General features: G+C 40.6%; 15 protein-coding genes. 5 read left to right on the top strand and 10 right to left on the bottom strand.

The genetic code is table 11. The features are described 5' to 3' along the window. Positions 1 to 122 precede the first annotated feature (122 nt). From ACG916_RS01485 to betI, 6 genes are all read right to left on the bottom strand, one after another. A complete protein-coding gene (locus tag ACG916_RS01485; protein ID WP_419330115.1) occupies positions 123 to 1,331 on the bottom strand; it encodes an MFS transporter in 1,209 nt (402 codons plus the stop codon). A 190-nt stretch (positions 1,332 to 1,521) separates the two neighbouring features. Further along, positions 1,522 to 2,109, bottom strand: coding sequence for a TetR/AcrR family transcriptional regulator (locus ACG916_RS01480; protein WP_336951919.1), 588 nt, complete (start codon positions 2,107 to 2,109; stop codon positions 1,522 to 1,524). Between the two features lie 579 nt (positions 2,110 to 2,688). Next, entirely contained in the window at positions 2,689 to 3,483 is a 795-nt protein-coding gene (locus ACG916_RS01475; protein WP_419327105.1) for a TorF family putative porin, read from the bottom strand. A 67-nt stretch (positions 3,484 to 3,550) separates the two neighbouring features. After that, positions 3,551 to 5,245: a choline dehydrogenase gene (betA, locus tag ACG916_RS01470; RefSeq protein WP_336951917.1), complete on the bottom strand. Its 1,695-nt coding sequence runs from the start codon at positions 5,243 to 5,245 to the stop codon at positions 3,551 to 3,553. Between the two features lie 89 nt (positions 5,246 to 5,334). Then, entirely contained in the window at positions 5,335 to 6,807 is a 1,473-nt protein-coding gene (betB, locus tag ACG916_RS01465) for a betaine-aldehyde dehydrogenase (protein WP_336951916.1), read from the bottom strand. Continuing rightward, entirely contained in the window at positions 6,800 to 7,423 is a 624-nt protein-coding gene (gene betI / locus ACG916_RS01460) for a transcriptional regulator BetI (RefSeq protein ID WP_336951915.1), read from the bottom strand. Before betI ends, betB begins: the two co-directional genes overlap by 8 nt. A 263-nt stretch (positions 7,424 to 7,686) precedes the next feature. Here betI and ACG916_RS01455 point away from each other — a divergent pair, with 263 nt between their 5' ends. After that, positions 7,687 to 9,279 (top strand): BCCT family transporter, encoded by a 1,593-nt coding sequence (locus ACG916_RS01455; RefSeq protein WP_419327106.1) that lies wholly within the window; start codon positions 7,687 to 7,689, stop codon positions 9,277 to 9,279. A gap of 315 nt (positions 9,280 to 9,594) precedes the next feature. On the opposite strand, the gene ACG916_RS01450 is transcribed toward ACG916_RS01455, so the two are convergent. The 4 genes from ACG916_RS01450 to lipA all read right to left on the bottom strand — a co-directional run bounded on the left by ACG916_RS01450 (position 9,595) and on the right by lipA (position 16,455). Continuing rightward, entirely contained in the window at positions 9,595 to 11,763 is a 2,169-nt protein-coding gene (locus tag ACG916_RS01450) for a TonB-dependent siderophore receptor (RefSeq protein WP_419327107.1), read from the bottom strand. 518 nt (positions 11,764 to 12,281) lie between these two features. After that, a complete protein-coding gene (locus ACG916_RS01445) occupies positions 12,282 to 13,199 on the bottom strand; it encodes a siderophore-interacting protein (protein WP_419327196.1) in 918 nt (305 codons plus the stop codon). A gap of 874 nt (positions 13,200 to 14,073) precedes the next feature. Beyond that, positions 14,074 to 15,171 (bottom strand): helix-turn-helix domain-containing protein, encoded by a 1,098-nt coding sequence (locus ACG916_RS01440; protein WP_004823428.1) that lies wholly within the window; start codon positions 15,169 to 15,171, stop codon positions 14,074 to 14,076. Positions 15,172 to 15,462: 291 nt separating this feature from the next. Beyond that, positions 15,463 to 16,455, bottom strand: a complete 993-nt coding sequence (gene lipA, locus ACG916_RS01435) for a lipoyl synthase (protein ID WP_419327108.1) — start codon at positions 16,453 to 16,455, stop codon at positions 15,463 to 15,465. A gap of 362 nt (positions 16,456 to 16,817) precedes the next feature. Here lipA and ACG916_RS01430 point away from each other — a divergent pair, with 362 nt between their 5' ends. Genes ACG916_RS01430 through lpdA form a run of 4 tightly spaced genes read left to right on the top strand, consistent with a single transcriptional unit; the run spans position 16,818 to position 21,763 of the window. Then, complete coding sequence (locus ACG916_RS01430) at positions 16,818 to 17,780, top strand: thiamine pyrophosphate-dependent dehydrogenase E1 component subunit alpha (RefSeq protein WP_336951909.1); 963 nt, start codon at positions 16,818 to 16,820, stop codon at positions 17,778 to 17,780. Positions 17,781 to 17,795: 15 nt separating this feature from the next. Further along, positions 17,796 to 18,815, top strand: coding sequence for an alpha-ketoacid dehydrogenase subunit beta (locus tag ACG916_RS01425; RefSeq protein WP_004717558.1), 1,020 nt, complete (start codon positions 17,796 to 17,798; stop codon positions 18,813 to 18,815). Position 18,816: 1 nt separating this feature from the next. After that, on the top strand, positions 18,817 to 20,352 hold the full coding sequence (locus ACG916_RS01420; RefSeq protein ID WP_336951908.1) for a dihydrolipoamide acetyltransferase family protein: 1,536 nt from the start codon (positions 18,817 to 18,819) through the stop codon (positions 20,350 to 20,352). Between the two features lie 10 nt (positions 20,353 to 20,362). Further along, positions 20,363 to 21,763, top strand: coding sequence for a dihydrolipoyl dehydrogenase (gene lpdA, locus ACG916_RS01415; protein ID WP_336951907.1), 1,401 nt, complete (start codon positions 20,363 to 20,365; stop codon positions 21,761 to 21,763). The last annotated feature ends 11 nt before the right edge of the window (positions 21,764 to 21,774 follow it).

Below are 21,774 nucleotides of genomic sequence, written 5' to 3'. Positions count from 1 at the left end.
TAGTAAACCAAACCATAGCTGTTGTTTAAGAGATTGATCAAACAGCACAGTCAACGATGATGGCACTGTTTGATCCAATAGATTTTGTCATCAGAACATGCAGTTAAATGACGGTTTTAAACTTATTTGCTGTTTAAACGATGCCCCGATTTAAAACCATTTCCACTTGCTAAAAATACAATACATAACCCCAATAATGATAAGGCGATGATACAAACAAAAAATGAGTCTATTCCTACATTTTGCAGTAGGATGCCGCCAAAAATACCGCCCCCTGCAACAGCAAGATTGAACACTGTCACCAGCATTGATTGGGCAATATCTACATTTTCACCTGCAACATCTGCTAGCGCAGTTTGTAGTAGAGTTGGTGCACCACCAAAAGTCATTCCCCAAAGTACGATACCTAGCATCACAAGCCAGATGTGATGACCGCTCAAGCCCATGAAAAAAGCAGCGATTGCAAAGCCTGTTAAACTGATCAGGATTAATTTGCGTAATGATCTATCTATCCAAATCCCTGTAATCCAAATGCCGAATATTGAAGAAAGACCAAAAATAAGCAGGATAAGATCAATATGCTCACTCAGCTGAACAGCTGATAAATAAGGAGAAATAAAGGTATAAAGTATGTTATGTGCCAAAATCCAAACAAAAATAACTGTCAAAATTGCGCCTATACCAGGGTGAACCAAGACTTTGAGGATAGACTGTTGCTTACTCGGGGGTTGTCCAGCCAAATGAGGAAGGCTTACTTTAATCCAGATGATTAGGATTAAGGCAAGCCCTGAAATCATCCAGAAAACCCCACGCCAGCCAAACAGATTGCCCAACCAAATGGCTAAAGGCACACCCATACATAATGCGATGGGTTGACCAACCCCAACGATTGCCATCGCTCTGCCTTGTAGATGGGCAGGAACCAGATTTCGAGCATAACCAGCCAAGATACCCCAGATAATTCCAGCAGACATTCCGGCAATAAATCGTGAAATCAGGATGACGATATAGCTAGAAGATAGCGCTGTTAGACTATTGAAGATAAACAAGCCGGCGATTGCCAATAATAATAAAGGTTTTCTTGACCAACTTCGTGTTGCAGCAACCACAGGGATCGCCGCAATGACCGATCCTAAGGCATAAACTGAAATCATTTGCCCTGCTAAAGCTTGAGAAACTTCTAAGTCATGACTGATTAATGCCAATAAGCCAGCTGGTATGATTTCCGTCATAATGGTAATAAAACCTGCAACCGTAAAGGCCAATAATTTCCAAATTGGTAAGCTTGACGCAGATCGATTCAGCTCTGGTCTGTTGTTGAGCTGATTCATGCGTTATACCTCTGTGTATGATTGACAGAAAGATCATCTCGCTTAAGGAATATAGGCATCACAAAATATTGAAGATAAATATCCATACTAAACACCATGTTGTCATTATAATGGAACGATCGTTCCATTTTAGGGTAAATAAAATCCTCAGCATTGCAAATTGGACAGTCTGCTAAGGGGTAACTCGAAATTAATACAAGATATTCAGTGCGACTTCAGCAACATTCTCTAGATATTGCTGACGATTTTCTGGGCTACAGCCTTTGCTTAAAACGCGAATGCCTTGAATGGTATTCACGAAAAAAAGAGCTAAAGCTTGTGGCGAACTATGTAGGATGATTTCACCAGATTGCTTTCCTCTGATTATGAGCTGTTCTAGTGCAAGTTGTAATCGTTCAAAATTATACGTGACAGATTCAGCTGTCTTTTGATCATGTCCTGCTAACTCCAAACAGGCATTGGCCATTAGGCAGCCCCGTTGTTGCGGATCGTTTAATTCATCTTCAATGATACGAGATAGTAATTGTTGGATGATACTTTTGACTGATCCATCACTGGATAATAAGTCGATATTTGATTTACTAATCAGGCGTTGATAGCGAGATAAGGCTTGTTGGTATAGCTGCTCTTTATTGTTAAAGGAACTATATAAACTGCTGCGTGAAAGTCCAGTTTCCTCAACCAAATCTTGAATGGATGTCGCTGCAAACCCTTTACGCCAGAAAACTTGCATAACGGCATTTTCAACTTCTTCTGGATCAAACGCTTTAGTGCGCATAATGTTAATTCATACTGGAACAATCGTTCCTGATACTTTATACAAACAATCAATGGCTGTCTAATGATAATTCAACAGTATGGGGAGATTTGAGTTTGCTTTATTGAATTAAGCCAAGATATAAGTCAACCTGTCAAAAAAGCTCAGACACAAGAATATAATTTTTTTAATTAATATTTTTAATTAAATCAATTGCATGAGAAAATAAATTATTTAATTATAAAAAGCTTGCAATGCCACACATTACATTCAAACTTTAAATAGCTTTGCGTAGGCGATGCCTCACTTTCGTAAGAGGTGCCAAACCTTGCGCTTCAAACAAAGCAGTGCTTTGTTTTTGCTCATGTTGGGCGAGGGGTAGGATCACCATCTATAATTCAAAAGTAAAAAAAATGAATTGATAACCAACAGTTTCTAAAAGCACATACGAAAACATAAGTTCATTTCTGATCAATGACTTGATAGAAATCACTTGTATGAATAATTAGGGGGGTGACTATAGACATTAAAAAACCACGCTCATAGAGGGCATGGTTTTTGGTTAATCTATAACAGGTTACTAAATATCTAAACTTTAGCTTAAAACTTTTTAGTGAGTGAAAAAGTGAGGGTAGAATCAATTGGATTGGAAACTTTGGCATTGTGATTGCCATTGCTGTATTTTTGATAATATCCGTCTTTGTCCCATGCTTTGCTATAACTTAAACTGGAAGATAAGCCATAAGGTAGCACTTTATTAATGGCAAAACTGGCATCTTGAAAGCTTGCGGCAGAAAAGTTTTTTATACGTTGATTGCCATAATGCATATTCACCGACCAGCCTTGAGCGATGGGCTGTAACCAATTTACATCTAAATAGCCTGAACCTCGAGAGTGCTTATTGGAACCAATTGCTAAAGTGTCAGAATTATTGCCAAAATAATCTTGGGTATAGGTGATTGCATATTTAACACTCAGCGGACCATAGCTGATTTCTGGAATAATTTCACCATAATCAAAACGGGTATGACCTGTTTCAGCAGTGGTTTTTGCCCCAGGATAGTAGTAATAAGCGACTTTAGTAGCCAGATTTAACTGACCGAAACTACGGCTATAACCAGTATAGACATCCCATTCAACATTGGCATCACGGATGAAGTCATCACTCACAGTAGAAGCCCAAGTTCCTGCATAAAAACCATTGGGATGTGCATAATCAAATCCGCCTTGTATAGCAGGGTTGCCCCAGGTCTGTTGAAAACCACGTGAGATATATTGGCTGGCCACTGTCAAATTTGCACTATAAGGAGATGGTGTTTCTACACCTGATTCATTGGCATGTATGGTTTGAAAAAATAGACTCAAAGGGATGGTCAATAATAATTTTTTTCTCATTTTATTCGTCCTTGCAAGATGCGACACACTCAGTCAAAACTCAGGTGTCGCTAAAATATGAATACTTTTACACGATCGGACGTAAAGGTGCTTTGCGCACGGGTGCAGTGCCAGCTTTGTAATAACCCGCTTCAGAACGTGGCAATTTTTGACCACGAATTTGATCTGCGATTTTTTCAGCGATCATGATCGTTGTGGCATTTAAATTTCCAGTAATGATCAGTGGCATTATCGAAGCATCAACAACCCGCAAGCCTTGTAGACCGTGTACACGACCTTGACCGTCAACCACTGCCATTTCGTCTTCACCCATCTTGCAACTACATGAAGGATGGTATGCCGTTTCAGCATGGTTGCGCACGAAGTCATCCAGTTCCGCATCAGTTTGCACCTGTTTTCCAGGACTGATTTCCTCGCCACGATATGCATCCAGTGCAGGCTGTTGCATGATTTCACGTGTGATGCGAATGGCATCACGGAATTCACGCCAGTCTTGCTCAGTCGACATATAGTTGAACAGGATGCTTGGATGCTCAAAAGGATCTTTTGATTTCAGCTTAATTCTACCACGTGAAGGTGAGCGCATAGAACCGACATGGGCTTGGAAGCCATGTTCTTTGACGGGATTACTGCCGTTATAGTTAATCGCAACAGGTAAGAAGTGATATTGAATATTTGGCCAGTCAAATTCATCTGAGCTGCGGATAAAACCACCTGCTTCAAACTGATTACTTGCGCCAATACCAGTCCCATTAAATAACCATTCAGCGCCAATCGCAGGCTGGTTAAACCATTTTAAAGCGGGGTAGAGTGAAACAGGTTGCTTACATTTGTATTGTAAGTACATTTCCAAATGGTCTTGTAAGTTTTCACCGACACCCGGTAAATCATGTACCACGTCGATGTCCATCGATTTAAGGAAATTACTTTCGCCAACACCCGAACGTTGTAAAATTTGTGGGGATGCAATCGCGCCTGCACAAAGCAAGACTTCACGGTTTGCGCGTGCTTGTGTGAGATTGGCTTGATCTGCACCAATAATATATTCCACACCAATGGCGTGTTTTTGATTAAATAAAATTTTATTGGTGGTGGCATGGGTCACGATAGTTAAATTAGGGCGACCCTTTGCCATGTCTAAATAACCACGCGCAGTACTAGAGCGACGGCCTTTTGGTGTCACAGTACGATCCATTGGACCGAAACCTTCTTGTTGATAACCATTCAAGTCATCTGTACGTGGATAGCCTGCTTGTACACCTGCTTCAACCATGGCATGGAACAAGACATTATTGCCATTTTTAGGGGTTGCCACAGATACAGGGCCATCGCCACCGTGGTAGTCATTGCCACCAATATCGCGGGTTTCAGCTTTTTTATAATACGGTAAGCAGTCTGCATAGCTCCAGTCTTCTAGCCCTTTGAGCGTCGACCAGTGATCTAAGTCCATCGCATTACCGCGGATATAACACATCCCGTTAATCAATGATGAACCACCTAAACCTTTACCACGGCCGCATTCCATACGGCGATTATTCATATGTGGTTCAGGATCAGTGAGATATGCCCAGTTGTAACGGCGTCCTTGTAGTGGATAAGCCAACGCTGCTGGCATTTGAGTACGGAAATCTAAACGGTAGTCTGGGCCACCTGCTTCCAAGAGTAAAACTGTAATGTCTTTGTCTTCAGTTAAACGTGTTGCGAGCACATTTCCGGCAGATCCTGCGCCGATGATAATGTAGTCATATGCTAGAGTATTCATAATTATCCTTTTTGTATTTTTAAAAGTGCCAATGCAATCAGGTGATGACATGGCACATAGGATTGATATACGGAGAAAGCCTGAGTGCATTAAAAAATGCTTTGATACTCACCTAACTCAACTTGAACTGACTTGATACGGGTGTAATGTCCAAGTGTGGTTAAACCATTTTCACGGCCGACACCTGATTGTTTATAGCCACCCACTGGCATTTCAGCAGGGGATTCGCCCCAAGTGTTGATCCAGCAAATACCTGCTTCGATTTGATGAATAATACGATGTGCTTTGGTGATGTCTTGTGTGACAACACCTGCCGCTAAACCAAAAGTGGTGTCATTGGCACGACGAATGACTTCTTCTTCAGTTTCATAACTGAGAATGCTCATGACAGGGCCAAAGATTTCTTCTTCAACGATGCGCATATCATCTTGGCAGTCACTGAAAACTGTCGGCAACACATAAGCACCTTGCGCCAATTCAGCTTCTGTCGCACGACCACCGCCAATCAACAGTTTGGCACCTTGTTGTTTACCTGACTCAATGAACGACAAGACTTTTTCCATATGTGGGAAGCTGGTGAGTGGACCAAAGTTGGTTTGCTCAGCCATTGGATCACCAATACGGATCCGTTTTACCCGTTCTACAATAGCGGCTTCAAAATCTGCCAACAGGGCTTTTGGAACAAAAACACGTGTACCATTGGTACATACTTGACCTGAACTAAAGAAGTTAGCCATCACCGCAATGTCTGCTGCTCGATTGAGGTCAGCATCATCACAAATAATTAAAGGGGATTTACCGCCGAGTTCCATGGTCACTTCTTTGAGTGTAGAGCCTGCGGCACTTGCCATAACTTTCTTGCCTGTTTCAACACCACCAGTGAAAGAAATTTTTTCAATAACAGGATGTTCAGTTAACCATTGTCCAATCTCACGGCCTGCACCTTGTACCACGTTAAATACGCCATCTGGTAGTCCCGCTTCAGTATAGATTTCAGCAAGTTTGAATACGCTCAGCGGTGTGGTTTCACTTGGTTTAAAGATCATGGCGTTCCCAGCAGCTAGAGCAGGGGCAGATTTCCATAATGCGATTTGAATTGGATAGTTCCAAGCACCGATTCCCGCGACAACACCAAGTGGTTCACGACGGGTATAGAAAAAGCTTGATTCACGAAGCGGAACTTGCTCTCCCTGAATTGCAGTCGCGAGACCTGCGTAATATTCGAGGACATCAGCACCTGTGACAATATCAACGGTCGATGTTTCGCTAAAGGCTTTACCTGTATCGAGGGTTTCTAAGCGAGCGAGTTCATCATTACGCTCACGTAAGATGTCGACAGCGCGACGTAAAATACGAGAACGTTCCATCGCTGTCATTGCGGCCCAAATTTTTTGACCTTGTTGTGCGCTTTGAACAGCCGCTTCGATGTCTTGTTGTGATGCTTGTTGAAGGGTTGCAATCACTTCACCATTGGCAGGGTTAATACTGGTAAAGGTCTTACCACTGGTCGCTGCTACATAGCGACCATGGATGTACAATTGATGAACTTGTGAATCACTCATTCTGTCTCTCCTGCAAAGGCTTTTCCGCAAATTGTAATTGCGTTTTTACATAATCGTAAGCAATGGAACGTGCCAGTTGGCTGTCAAATTCATCATGACTGCTTAGACTGCCACGTAACCATAATCCGTCAATCAATGCCGCTAAACCACGAGCGGCAATGCTTGCCTGTTCTTTGTCCAATAACTTGAGAAAGTGAAACTTCAAGTTTGAGTACAGGCGTTGATCATTAATTTGTTGCAAGCGCCCAAGTTCGGGTAGATGCATGCTTGCAGACCAAAAGTCTAACCAGATGCGCATGGCTTGTTTATTGACCTGACTAATATCAAAGTTAGAATCAATAATCGCTTTAAGTTGGCTTTCTGGATGCTCGTCTGCTTCAGTTTTATTTTGGTCGGTTTTGCGACGTAAAACATTCAACATTTCTTGCATGCAGGTATTTATTAATCCCTGTTTATCACCAAAATAGTGACTCACAATACCTGTGGATAGCTCGGCTTTCTTTGCGATTTGTGCAATGGTCATATTGGATAAACCCACTTCATAAATCACATCAAATGCGGCGTTAATAATTTCTTCACGTCGCACATGCTCTGGTTTGACTCTACGTTTTGTCATGTATATCCACTTAAAGTGCTGAAAAGGCACTTTTTATTTAACATTACTCAATGTAGAACATCTTAGCATTTTTTTATAATACTTTTTATTGATTGAACGTTCAATCAATAAAAAGTATAATCTACAAAAATCAATAATTTTTTGATGAGTAATAAGAAATGTAAGTGTATACATCAACATTCTGATCCATCAGAATGTTCAGTAAAAAGAGTACATATCCTATTATTTTTTAAGAAAATACACCAATTGCAAGGAGCAATAGCATGGTGTCAAATAGCCATAAAGGATATTCATCCGAACGGATTCGGTTAAATTTATTTGTGTTTGGAAGTTCTGCAATCAGTATCGGTATTTTTGGTCTATTGTTTGTTTTATTTCCAAAAAAAAGTCAGTTTTGGCTAACCTATGTACAAGAGCAGGCCAATCAACTCTTTGGTTGGTATTACATGCTGGTGATTGTGGCATGTCTAGGTTTTGTTGGATGGTTGGCTTTTTCTCGTGCTGGACAACTTCCACTTGGAAAAGATGGCGATAAACCTGAGTTTGGTTACTTGGCTTGGGTATCTATGCTGTTTTCCGCAGGTATCGGTATTGCCTTACTGTATTATGGTGTTGCTGAACCTGTCGATCATTTTTTAAGACCACCTGAAGGCGAGGGTGGCACAATCCAAGCTGCCAGAGATGCCATGATGTATAGCTTCTTACATTGGGGTATACATGGCTGGGTGCTCTATGCCTTGTTAGGTGTCACTTTGGGCTATTTTGCTTTTCGCTTAGATTTACCCCTAGCTTTACGTTCTGCACTTTATCCAATTTTTGGCGATCGGATCTATGGTTTGATCGGTGACTTCGTAGATGGTTTTGGGATTTTAGCCACGGTGATATCTTTGGTCACCAATCTAGGTATAGGTGCTTTGGTATTGGTTTCGGGCATCAGTTATTTAGTCCCAGCCATTCCAGACAACAATGTTACTCTGATCGCAGTGGTATTGGTGATGATGTCTGTTGCGACCATCACCACAGTGGTGGGGATTGAAAAAGGACTGGCTTGGCTTTCACGGATTAACTTACGTTTACTCTATGGCTTATTGTTATTTGTATTCTTAACAGGCCCAACCAATCATTTGCTCAATGGTTTGGTACAGAACGTGGGTGACTATCTCAACCATTTTGTCGCGAAAAGTTTTGATGTGTATTTATACAATTCACAAGCAAAAGGCTGGCTTGGTTCTTGGACGGTGTTTTATTGGGCTTGGTGGATTGCTTGGGCACCTTTCGTTGGGATGTTTATTGCGCGTATTTCAAAAGGGCGCACCATTCGTGAAGTGGTCTTGGGTGTGTGTCTGATCCCTTTAGGCTTTACTTTGGCTTGGATTTCCATTTTCGGAAATACTGCAATTGATTTAATTTTGACTCAAAAACAAAAAGTTTTGGGCGATATGGTTCTTACCGATCCAGCTTTGTCTTTGTTTAAGTTGCTCGAATATTTACCTTTTAATCCTTATGTGGCTGGGATTGTTGTGGTGATTTGTTTTGTACTGTTCTTGACCCCAGTGGGTTCTGGTACGCTGATGATTGCAAATCTGTCTACAAAAGGCGGAAGCAATGAAAGTGATTCACCGATTTGGTTGCGAATTTTCTGGTCTGTGGTGATTACGATTGTCAGTATTGGTTTACTGTTAGCAGGTAGTTTTCATTCGATGCAAAGTGCCGTGGTGCTATGTGGTTTACCATTCTCGGTGATTATTTTGCTTTATATGTTTGGTTTAACCAAAGCAATTAATCAGGACTTAGCTGATCAAGCCCCCAAAAAAGTCATCAACAAACCCATTGAATCCTCAAATCGGAACAAATAAAAATCAGAAATACTATAGTTTTATGATTCTTCTTTGTGCTTGGTTTAGCTTTGCCTTTTCCTCCACTAGACAGTGAAAAGGCATAGCTAAAGATAGGGCTTGAGTTTTAAAAAATTCAATGCTCAAAATAAATAATAAAATCTGCAGATCAACCGAGTGATTTAAGACCAAATTAGGTTGATGTTAGCGTAGGGTGAAATGAGATCAGTGATTTTGGAACAATAGTAAAAGCTGATTGCCCCTTGTTGAATAGATGAAACTTCCCCATGCAGTATGATGTTTGTCTATTACCTAGAGGAAGTCAGTTAAACCTGATTAAAACTTATATTTAAGTCCTAAATTATAATTACGACCTTCGCCCCATGTATACGTGCTATACCAGCTAAAAATCGTATAATATTTTTCATCTAGAAGATTGTTTACATTAAAAGAAACGGATAATTGATCATTGACTTCATAGTTTGCCATTGCATCAAATAGCCAATAATCAGACACCACATGTTTAACAGGATCTTTATACAGTGGATTGGTGACATCGCCCCAAGTCTTATCTTGCCAACGTGCACCACCACCAACAGTTAAACCATCCACCCATTGATTGAGCTTATAGCTGGTATAAAGGCTAAATTCATTTTCAGGAGTCAAAGTGCTCTGTTTTATCCCATCTTGTTTAGAGATTTTATGATTAAAGCCAGCATGTAAATTCCAACCAGGACGAATTTCACCAGTAACTTCGAGTTCAGCCCCTTTGGTTTTGACACCTTGGAGCGCTTCAGATGCGACACCACCAGATGGTGTAAGGACGTTTGGAATCTCTTTCGCAAAATTGTCTTGTTTGAGTTGGTAATATGCCAAACTTGCATTTAAGCGACCATCAAAAAATTCACCTTTGATTCCAGCTTCGTAGTTTTCTCCCTCAAGCGGATCAAGTGTTTTACCGTTTGGATTTTGTGCAGATTGAGGTTTAAATATGGTGCTGTAGCTTGCATAAACTGAGTATTGGTCATTTAAATCATAAACCGCACCGACATAAGGTATAAAGATACCTGACTCTTTAGTCTCTTCTGACTTATAGTTTGCAATACGTCCACCCAAAATGACTTTTAAATCATCATGTAAATTCAAACGTGAGGTGAGATAAAATCCATTCTGCTTGGTGGTTTCATTGTTTGACCAATGATTACCTTTTTGCCAATCAGGCTCCGCAACGTTCCCATTCCATTGATAATATTGATCTACACTGGTTTTATAACCAGTTGGTGCACTATAACCATTATTTTTCCAAGTGCTCTCAGAAATGCTTGCGCCTACAACCAGCTCGTGTTCACGGCCAAAAAGTTGAAATGGACCTGTTGCATAGATGTCTGCAGCATCACTTTTGGTTTCGCCCTTATAGTTTCCAGCCCACATTGAAACACCAGTTCCCGTCGATGGATTTGGATGACCACCTGCCGCTGCGCCTAATTGTGCATCATAGCCATTGATTTGATGATTTAACTGGATTTTTGCGACCCAATCATTATCAAACTTATGCTCTAAAGTTGAGAAAATAGTTCGAGTATATTGTTCCCAATTACTCCAATTTGCACCATTGTTAAAGCCACGCGACATTTTATTAAATTGACCCGCTGAATTATAAATTGGGATACCGCCCCACGTTGAGCCCTTAGGTTTATTGTCTTGATAATCTGCGCCTATAGTCAGTAGGGTATTCTCAGTTAAATCTGCTTCTAATATGCCGTAGAACACAGGAGTCTTGCGTTCATAGCGATCTAATTGAGATTCTTTGTCTTGATACGCAGCAACGCCACGTCCACGAATACTGCCCGTTTGGTTAAGTGGACCGCTTAAATCAATTTGGCCGCGGTAGTTATTCCATGTGCCTAGACCCAGAGAAACATTCCCTTGAAAATCTTTGGTTGGTTTTTTACGAATCAAATTAATCGTTGCACCAGGATCACCCACCCCAGTTAAAAGCCCCGTTGCTCCTTTTAAAACTTCGATACGATCATAAATCGCCATATCACTTAGGGTATTTCCTGCTGAGTAGGCCGAATCACGATTCATCGGGATCCCATCGTACTGGAAGTTTTGTATTGCAAAACCACGGGAGTAATATTCTGTCCGTTCACTGTCATAGGTCACCACACTAACACCCGGGGTATGCCGCATAACATCATCGATAGAGTTGAGATTAAAATCATCCATTTCTTGGCGAGTAATCACACTAATCGTTTGTGGGGTTTCTTTGGGTTTTAAAACCAAACGCGTTGCTGTGGCAATTGAACCCGGAGTATAGACACCACTGTTTTCTGTAATTTCACCCAATTGGTTTGCTGTAAACTTGAGCGTTGGCAATGCAAGAGGTTCTGCATTATTTTGAGTTATCTCTTCAGTAGCATGCAAAAGGGTAGTAGCAGCTACAGAAGTGAGACCTAACATGATCATTTGAATCATTTTTGACAGGTATTTTTTGTCTGTCATTTGCATTCTTGTTGATGACATCGAAAGCGGCCTTATAAGATGTGAGGAGTACGCTTATAATGTCGTTTGAGATTTAAAAAAGGATCAAACAAATTTATCCCTGTCATTTTGAGATAACATTGGCTCATCTGTTAACGCGGGTAGATTGGTTTTAAGTTTTGCACTTGGCTAGAGAAAAACAACCTTGGTAATCTTATTTTCAGCAATTACATCACCATGTTTTCGCGGTAGTTATAATTAGTCATCATGAAAAAAATGCTGTAGTGGATTCGCTTTGGATCTTTAAGCAGACCATGATGTAAAGATATGCAACACAGGCTGTGCAATGAATAATATAAAGACTCGGATCGCGAGATCCGAGTCGGCTGCTGTCAATTGTGTTCAATCATCATTGAGTTAGGCCATAATAAAGCCAGAGCATCAACCTCAAGAATTGATTTCCATTCCAAATACTCCCCCGAAATAATCGTCTTAAGAAAACTGAGATGGGGGTGATTTAAATCAGGCAATGGTTTCAGTTAAACAGGCATATCTAGATCATCAAATGTTTCTAACGTTTTACCTTGTTCTAGATGTTTTTGATAATATGCGACTCGGCTCAGATCTAATGTTGAGCTGGACATGCCGACATTCCAATAGCCCGCCACACGAATATCATCTTTACTCAAATGACTATGTTGGGTAAACAGCTTACGTATCGCTCTTGCTTCATTACGTTCACAGGCTGCCCAAACGCTTATATCTTCACGATCTTTAAACTGCTCGGCAACTTTAAGTAGTATGCCCAATTTACCCGCTTGCTGTGGTTTTTCCCGATGGAGTAAATGAATATTTACGCCATGATGTTTTGGCAAATCATCAATAATATTGGCTTCACAACTTTCAATATAAATCTCTCCCTGAATCCCCGTTTGCCAATGCTGTAAAATTGAATAGACGGCAGGAATGGCGGTTTCATCGGCAAACATCACCACGCGTTTAGCTGGGGTAAAATTGGGGAGAAAGTGCGGTCTTGGACCCGTAAGTTGAATTTTAGTGCCAATTTTTGCTGAATCTAGCCAAAGCATTGCTGGACTTGGGTCAGCATGTAGAACAAAGTCAATTTCAATTTGACGAGTACTTGGATCAAAGCAACGCACGGTATATACACGTGATATAGGTAAGCTGTCTGCTTGTTGATGCACTTCTAAACGAATAGCAAGGTTAGGTGTTGTCCATAAGTCTGGCTGTGTTGTATTGATTTCGCCCCGAATACGTACAATTGATGGAAAAGGATGAGAAATCGCCGTTATCGTCATCTCAATGACTTCCAGATTCCGCATATGATCATCTTGTTTCAGTATCGCTTTTTGATCTGATACTGTTTTTTTGTCTGAAACCTTTTTTTGGTCTGGTACTATTTTTTGATCTAATGTCGTTTGTTGTTGGCTATTCATCATTAAGTCTACCTATCTTTATTGAGCAATAAACCACAATTGCCTTTCTTTCAGTGCTGAGCGGATCGAGAAAATCTGCATGGTGTTAAATGTAAAATATAATCATTATCATTTAAAGAGCATTTATGTTTAAATTACTTGTATTTTAATTTTAGCAATCGATTTATTGCGGAGAGAGGTAAGATTGTGAGGCGTTGTAGTATTGATCAGGCTCATGGTTTATTTTAATTGCGTGAAAAATATATTAATTTTAATCTTGTAATTTTCTATATAGTCAAATCACCTAATTATTTCATACAAGTGATTTGCATCAAGTCATTGAGCATAAATGAAGCTTATGTTTTTGTATGAACTTTTAAAAATTGTTGGTTATCAATTCATTTTTATACTTTTGAATCATAGCTGGTGATCCTACCCCTCGCTCAACATGAGCAAAAACAAAGCACTGCTTTGTTTGAAGCGCAAGGTTTGGCACCTCCTACGAAAGTGAGGCATCGCCTACGCAAAGGGATTTAAACTTTGAATGTAAGATGTGGCAGTGTAAGCTTTTATATAATTAAACAATATTATTTCATCATATGTTTGATTTAATTAAAAATATTAATTAAGAGAAATTATATTATTGTGTCTGATTTTTTTTGACAGGTTGACTATATTTGCCGTGCATTTTCTGTCGTTGGCTTTAAAAATTAATCTTAAATCGATTCATTTATCATTTTTTATACAAAGCAATTTTAAGCAAAACAACTTCAAGCAAAAACATAGCTCGCTTGAGGAGATGTATTCTACTTTACTCAACTTTATAGCCTTAAACATCGGAGCAAAACGGCACTGTACTACAAGTTGTGCAATAAAATATCTAAGTTCATTGAGCCTAAAGTAATTTTAAAAAATACGCGCGATGCTGACTTTGTTCAGGCAATAATTCCAGTACCCGTTGTATTGCATCATTACGTTCAGGAAGACGACTAATAATTTTTAAAAGTGGGTCAATATCCTGAATTTGATAAATCAGATGACTTAAACGCGCATCGAAACAATCACGCCATGTGGTCAAGAAAGGGCTTTCTGATTTGGCCAAAAAACTACCTTTGTAAAGTGAAAATGTACTAGCGAGAAAACCTGCATTGAGGGATTGTTCAGCTCTGGTAAAGTCGGTTTGAATCTCACAAACTAACTTATACGGGCGCGATAAAATACAGTTAGGGAGCAAGGTGCGTAATTGTGACATTTCTGCTTTTAAGGTTTTTTCACTAATGTCGCGATCACCGTATAACGCATAGTGCAGTTCATCTAGGTTAATACCCTCTGGGTGTAACACAAGAATGCATAGAATTTCAATTTGTCGATGGGTCAATGTTAAAAGCTGTTGGTTAAATTGAACTTTGGGTGTACCAAATACTTTGAGATAAAGCATGTTTTTTTGTTCAAATTGAATCGCACGTTGAACCAACTCTGCACAGCGTTCTACAGCCAATACACCCAGTGAAGTATGCTTCTTGTACTTGGTCGATAAATTAATCACACCGTGAAATTGTCCAGATACAGGATCAACGATCGGCGCGGCATAACAAACCCAATCCTGTACACTGTTCATCTGATTTTCATGTGAATAAACACAGCTAGAGAGATGATTATTTAAGGCCAAACCAATCGCATTTGTACCGACAGCCTGTGTTGACCAATGTCCACCTTCGACAAAATGCACTTGCTCAGCAGAGGAGAGCATAGCACGGCTACTCCATGTCCAAAGTAAGGTGCCATGATGATCTGTGATTCCAATTGCCATTTCAGAATCATCTGCAATTTTTAGTAAATCCGCATAATTATGTTGAAGAGAACGACGAAACAGAGAGGGTTCTGGTTCGGGAGGTAAAGCGAGAAGTGGCGCAGCAGTGACGGATTCGATATTGACAAAATGTGTGGTCTGTAAACGAAGCGCTTGCGGCTGTAGTTGATTCAATAGCTTCATATCATATTCCTTTATGATGAATGGTTATGCCATTAATACTTTGTATTCTTTATCGCTGTATCTGGTGATTTTATTTGATGACACCAAATTTTAATCTATATTCAAACAAATAGTGTTCTGAAAATAATCATCTTTATTAGGTTCTCACTTTAGAAGTTAATGTTTTGCTTTAAAATGAGTTTTCTGCTCACAAATGTTAAATAAAGTTACCAATAAAAAGACAGCGTATTCTTTTTGGTACTCATTGTTTAATATTTAGGTGTACATATTCACTTTCAACACTGAATCATCCTAAATTTCTGTGGCAATGTTTTCACGTGTAAACGGCTTAGGTACAGGCTCGCCCTTGTATTGACGATCAGCAAAATAGCTGGAACGAACCATTGGCGCACTCCATATATTTTTAAACCCTAATAACTCACCATGTGCTTGATAATGTTCAAACTCTTTCAATGAAACAAAACGATGTATTGGGGCATGAGATTTAGACGGCTGTAAGTATTGACCAATGGTGACATAGTCCACCTGATAGTCACTGAGGTCATTCAGCAACACAATAACTTCTGCTTCGACTTCACCCAATCCCACCATCAAGCCACATTTCGTTGCGATGTCTGGACGTAAATGCTTAAACCGTTTTAACAGTTCCAAGGAATGTTGATAATCTGAACCTGGACGCATTGCACGGTACAAACGAGGGACCGTTTCAATATTATGATTAAATACATCTGGCGGGGTTTCGCTCAGAATGTTGAGGGCAACTTCTAATCTGCCCCGAAAATCAGGGACTAAAATCTCAATTAGCGTATCTGGGCTACTTTTACGGATTTCTCGAATACATGCAGCAAAGTGTTGTGCTCCACCGTCAATAAGATCATCACGGTCTACTGAGGTAATCACCACATAGTTTAAATTTAGATTTTTAACGGTTTCTGCTAAATGTTTCGGTTCATCAGCATCTAAAATATTTGGACGTCCATGCGCCACATCACAAAATGGGCATCGACGGGTACAAATATCTCCCATAATCATAAAGGTCGCTGTTCCACCACCAAAGCATTGTGGCAAATTGGGGCACGCGGCTTCTTCACATACGGTATGTAGTTTTTGTTGACGTAATAAATTTTTAATACGTTGCACTTCTTCAGGCTGGCTGATCTTGGCGCGAATCCATTCAGGCTTTTGTGGGATCTGTTCTGTACTGATAATTTTTACTGGAATACGTGCCAATTTATCTGCACCACGTAGTTTTTGTCCCGTGGTGACTGAAACTTTTAAATCCATTTTAAATAGTCCATTAAATAAAATAATTTAATATAAAATGACATTTTTATCTATGATGTCAAATATATTTAAAATATTTATCAATATAATAAAAGAGTGCAAAATATTAATATTATAAAATAAAGGTTGGTTAAAGGTTTGATTTTTTAAGTTTTTGAAAATTATAAAAATTTACAAATATTTTTTGCTTTATAAAGTGCTGTTTTTAATATTTTTATTGTGTTTTATAAAGAAATATTTTTTTAGTCTAATATTAATTTTTAATGAAATAATTTTATATAAACATACGGGTTTTAAATACCAATATTTATTTTTAAATATATGGTTTTTACTTTTAACTGTGAGCATGAAGGAATAAGTATATGCAATTAACGGAAGAGCAATTGCTAGCAGCATACAGACGGATGCGAGATATTCGTGAGTTTGAGGATCGACTTCACGATGAAAATAATACAGGTGATATTCCCGGATTTATCCATCTTTACAGTGGTGAAGAAGCGGTAGCTGTTGGAATTTGTGAAAATTTGACTGACAAAGATTTTATTACCTCAACCCATCGTGGTCACGGTCACTGCATTGCCAAAGGATGTGATATTCACGGCATGATGTTGGAAATTTTTGGTAAAGATGATGGTTTGTGCCGTGGCAAAGGCGGTTCAATGCATATTGCTGATCTAGACAAAGGTATGTTGGGAGCCAACGGAATTGTTGGTGGTGGGCCACCTTTGGCAATTGGTGCAGCGTTAACCGCAAAAACCTTAAAGACGGGTGGAGTTGGTTTGTCATTTACTGGGGATGGTGGTTCTAACCAAGGTCTGACCTTTGAAGCCATGAATATGGCTGTGGTTTTAAAACTTCCCGTGATTTTTGTTTTTGAAAATAATGGTTTTGGTGAAGGTACTGCGCATGATTATGCAGTCGGAAGCAAAGACATTGCAGGTCGTGCTGCGGCTTTTGGGATGCCTGCTGAAAAAGTAGATGGGACAGATTTCTTTGCTGTGTATGAGGTCGCCCAAAAAGCCATTGAACGTGCACGGCGTGGCGAAGGCCCAAGTGTGATTGAAACCATTACCAATCGTTTTTATGGACACTTTGAAGGTGACCCAGGACTGATTCGTTCCAAAGAAGAACTCGATTATGTCAAAGAGCATAAAGATCCGTTGAAAATTTTCCGTGAAAAAGTCAAAGGCAAGATTGCTGAAGCCACGCTGGATGCAATTGATGTTGAATCAAAAGCCAATGTCGATGCTGCTGTCGCAAATGCACGTGCTGCCAATTATCCAGAACTTTCTCAACTTCTTACTGACGTTTATGTCTCTTACTAAAGGAATAGTAAAACAATGCCAAATAAAAGTTATCGAAACGCGATTAAAGAAGCGATTGAATCAGAAATGCGCCGTGACCCAAGTGTGATTGTTGTCGGTGAAGATGTGCGTGGCGGGCATGGCGGTAAAAATACAGATGACAATAAACTCGAAGGCTTTGGGGGCGTACTTGGTGTCACCAAAGGGCTATGGACAGAGTTTGGCTCTGAGCGTGTGATTGATACCCCGATCACTGAATCTGCAATTATTGGAATGGCGGCAGGGGCTGCTGCAACAGGTTTACGACCTGTGGCTGACCTGATGTTTATGGACTTCTATGGCGTATGTCATGACATGTTGTATAACCAAGCGGCCAAATTTCGTTATATGTTTGGTGGAAAAGCCAAAGCGCCTTTGGTGGTTCGAGGCATGATCGGCGCAGGCTTTTCTGCTGCCGCACAACATTCACAATCCCCGTATAACGTGTTTGCTGCTGTACCCGGTTTAAAAGTCGTGGTGCCGTCCAGTGCATATGATGTAAAAGGCTTATTGATCCAAGCCATCCGTGATGATGACCCAGTGGTTTTTTGTGAACATAAATTGCTTTATGACATCAAAGGTGAAGTGCCAGATGAACCATATACCATTCCTTTTGGTGTAGCAAATTACACCCGTGAAGGAACCGATGTCACGATTATTGCCTTAAGTTTAATGGTGCATCGTGCTAATGAAGTCGCGGATAAGCTTGCTAAGGAGGGAATTTCTGTCGAAGTTGTCGATCCACGAACGATTTCTCCATTGGATGAAGAAGGCATTTTAGAATCTGTCGCGTCAACAGGGCGTGTGGTGATTGTTGATGAGTCTGCTGCCCGTTGTGGTTTTGGGCATGATGTGGCCGCACTGATTGCACAAAAAGGCTTTCATTATCTCAAAGCACCCATTGAACTGGTGACACCACCGCATTCACCTGTGCCATTTTCACCCGTATTAGAAAAACAATGGCTACCAAGTGTAGAACGTATCGAACAGGCTGTACGTAAAACGTTGGAGGCTTAGGATGAGCGAAATTAAAACTTTAGAAATCCCAAAATGGGGTTTGTCGATGGAAGAGGGCACCATTGCCCAATGGTTGATTCAAGCAGGCGAGCAGTTTAGTAAAGGACAAGAAATTTGTGAAATTGAGACCACAAAAATCGTCAATGTCCTTGAAGCACCGTTTGATAGTACCTTGCGTAAAATCATTGCCAATAATGGCGATACTTTAGTGGTGGGCGGGATCATTGCAATTTGTGCAGATGCGCAAGTTTCCGATGCTGAAATTGATGCCTTTGCTCAATCTTTGGCTGGCGCACCTATTCTCAATGAAAGCAAAGCTGTTGAAGTGGTTACTGAAAAGCTGACGGCAACGCAGCCTGAAACCAAGCCACAAACTGCGCCTAAACAGAATCGTATTGAGCAGGTATCAAAAGCTGTTGCCCAAAATGGTTATGTAATTCCTGCTGCATTACAAGGTTATCAACATGTTGAGGATGTTTTTGCAACACCGCATGCCTTGAAATTGGCTGAAAAGCATCAAGTGAATTTGGCGCTGGTTTCAGGCTCAGGGCGTGGAGGTCGTATCAGTGTGCAAGACATTCAAAACGCAGTTCAAGCTGCGGGTGGATCATGGCCCGATATTCGGCAGCAACCGAGTGGTAAAGTGGCGAAATCTAAAGCTGATGATAGCCAAGTGTTGGCAACACCAGTTGCACGTCGTTTAGCCAAACAATGGGGCATTAATTTACATGACTGTCGTGCCTCAGGATCAAGAGGGCGTATTTGTAAGGAAGATGTTGAAGCAGTTCATCAGCGTGAAAACCCTGCACTTGCCCAAAATAGCGCTGATGTAATGCGAACTGAAACTGCCAAGGTGACCACCATTGCGATGAATGGTATGCGTAAAGCCATTGCTTCACGCTTACAGGCAGCAAAACGTAATGCACCACACTTCCGTTTAACCGTAAATTTAAATGTGGATGCTATTCAGGGACTACGTCAACAGATTAATGCCACTGTGCCGCAAGTGAAATTGTCAATCAATGACATGTTGATTAAAGCGGCAGCAGCTGCATTGATCAAAGTGCCACAGGTCAATGTTCAGTTTGATGAAGAGAATCAGCAGATTTTGCAGTTTGATCAGGCGGATATCTCTGTTGCTGTAGCGATTGAGAATGGCCTCATCACTCCAATCATTAAAGCTGCCAATACCAAGTCTTTGGCACAAATTTCCAATGATATGCGTGATCTTGCAACACGTGCCAAAACTGGCAAATTGGCGCCTGATGAATTTCAGGGCGGTAGTTTCAGTATTTCGAATTTAGGTATGCTCGGCGTTCAACAGTTTGACGCGATTATTAACCCACCCCAAGGTGCGATTTTAGCTTTAGGTGCAGCAGAAAAACGGGCAATTGTTGAAAATGAGAGCATCGTGATTCGACAGATGGTCACCGCGACCTTGTCTTGTGATCATCGGGTGATTGATGGGGCGTTAGGTGCACAGTTCTTGGCAGCATTTAAGCAGTTTGTTGAAAATCCTGCATTGATTTTGGTGTAGGAGTATGAGCATGTCAGACACACAATTTGATCTCATTGTGATTGGCGCTGGTCCAGGTGGCTATGTGGCTGCGATACGTGCAGCCCAACTGGGTTTAAAAACCGCCATTGTAGAAGAAAAGCATTTGGGTGGAATTTGCCTGAATTGGGGCTGTATTCCAACCAAAGCTTTATTGAGTGGAGCGGCACTTGCACAGCAATTTAAACATTCACAACAGTTTGGTTTTTCTTTAGGTTCTATTGATTTTGATATCCAACAACTGGTTCGTCATAGCCGTCAGGTTTCTGAACAGTTGGTACAAGGGATTGGGCAATTACTGAAAAAGAATCAAGTTACTGTATTTAATGCAAGCGCTCAATTTATCGAGAAAGAAAGCTTAGAACTGACTGATGCAAAGGGTCAAAAACAGCAGATTTCTGCACCGCATATTATTGTGGCTACGGGCGCCAGAGCCGCCAATTTAGCGCATGTCCCTGTCGATGGACAGCATGTCTGGAGTTATAAAGAAGCTTTAGTCCCAGAACACTTGCCGAAATCACTTTTGGTAATTGGTTCAGGGGCCATTGGCAGTGAGTTTGCCAGTTTATATCAGGACTTAGGTTGCCAAGTGACTTTGGTTGATATTGCCAAACAGATCCTACCTAGTGAAGACATTGAAGTTGCCAAATATGTGCAAAAGCAATTTGAACAGCATGGTATGACGGTTTTGACTGAAGCTGCTGTACAAAACATCGAAATAGATAAGGACCAAGTACATTGCCATGTTGAAACCGCAACAGGTGTACAAATCATTACTGTTGAAAAAGTCCTTTCCGCAATTGGTGTACAACCTAATACTCAAAATTTGGGTTTAGAAAAATTGGGTATTGAGTTTGAGCATAGTTTTATCAAAGTTGATCCGTGGTGTAAGACCAATGTAGTTGGAGTTTATGCCATTGGTGATGTCGCTGGTGCGCCGTGCTTGGCGCATAAAGCCAGTCATGAAGCAATTTTATGTGTAGAAAAAATTGCAGGGCTGACGCATGTACATGCTTTAGATCGTAGCCAAATTCCAGGGTGTATTTTTACCCATCCGCAGGTGGCAAGTATTGGTCTAAGCGAGCAAAAAGCCAAAGCAGCTGGTTTTACAATCAATGTGGGTAGATTCCCTTTACAAGCCAATGGTAAAGCTTTGGCTTTAAGCGAGACCACAGGATTTGTAAAAACTATTTTTAATCAAGAAACAGGGGAATTATTGGGGGCACACATGGTGGGTCATGAGGTCACTGAACATATTCAGGGCTTTGCCATCGCTAAATATTTAGAAGCCACTGATGAAAGCCTAGCACAGGTTATTTTCCCACATCCTACGTTATCTGAGGCGATGCATGAGTCGGTTTTATCGGCAATGCAACGTGCAATCCATATTTAAGGAGTCGCAAC

This window comes from Acinetobacter legionensis (assembly GCF_048552295.1).
GTDB lineage: Bacteria > Pseudomonadota > Gammaproteobacteria > Pseudomonadales > Moraxellaceae > Acinetobacter.
This window is presented reverse-complemented; position numbering and strand designations above follow the sequence as displayed.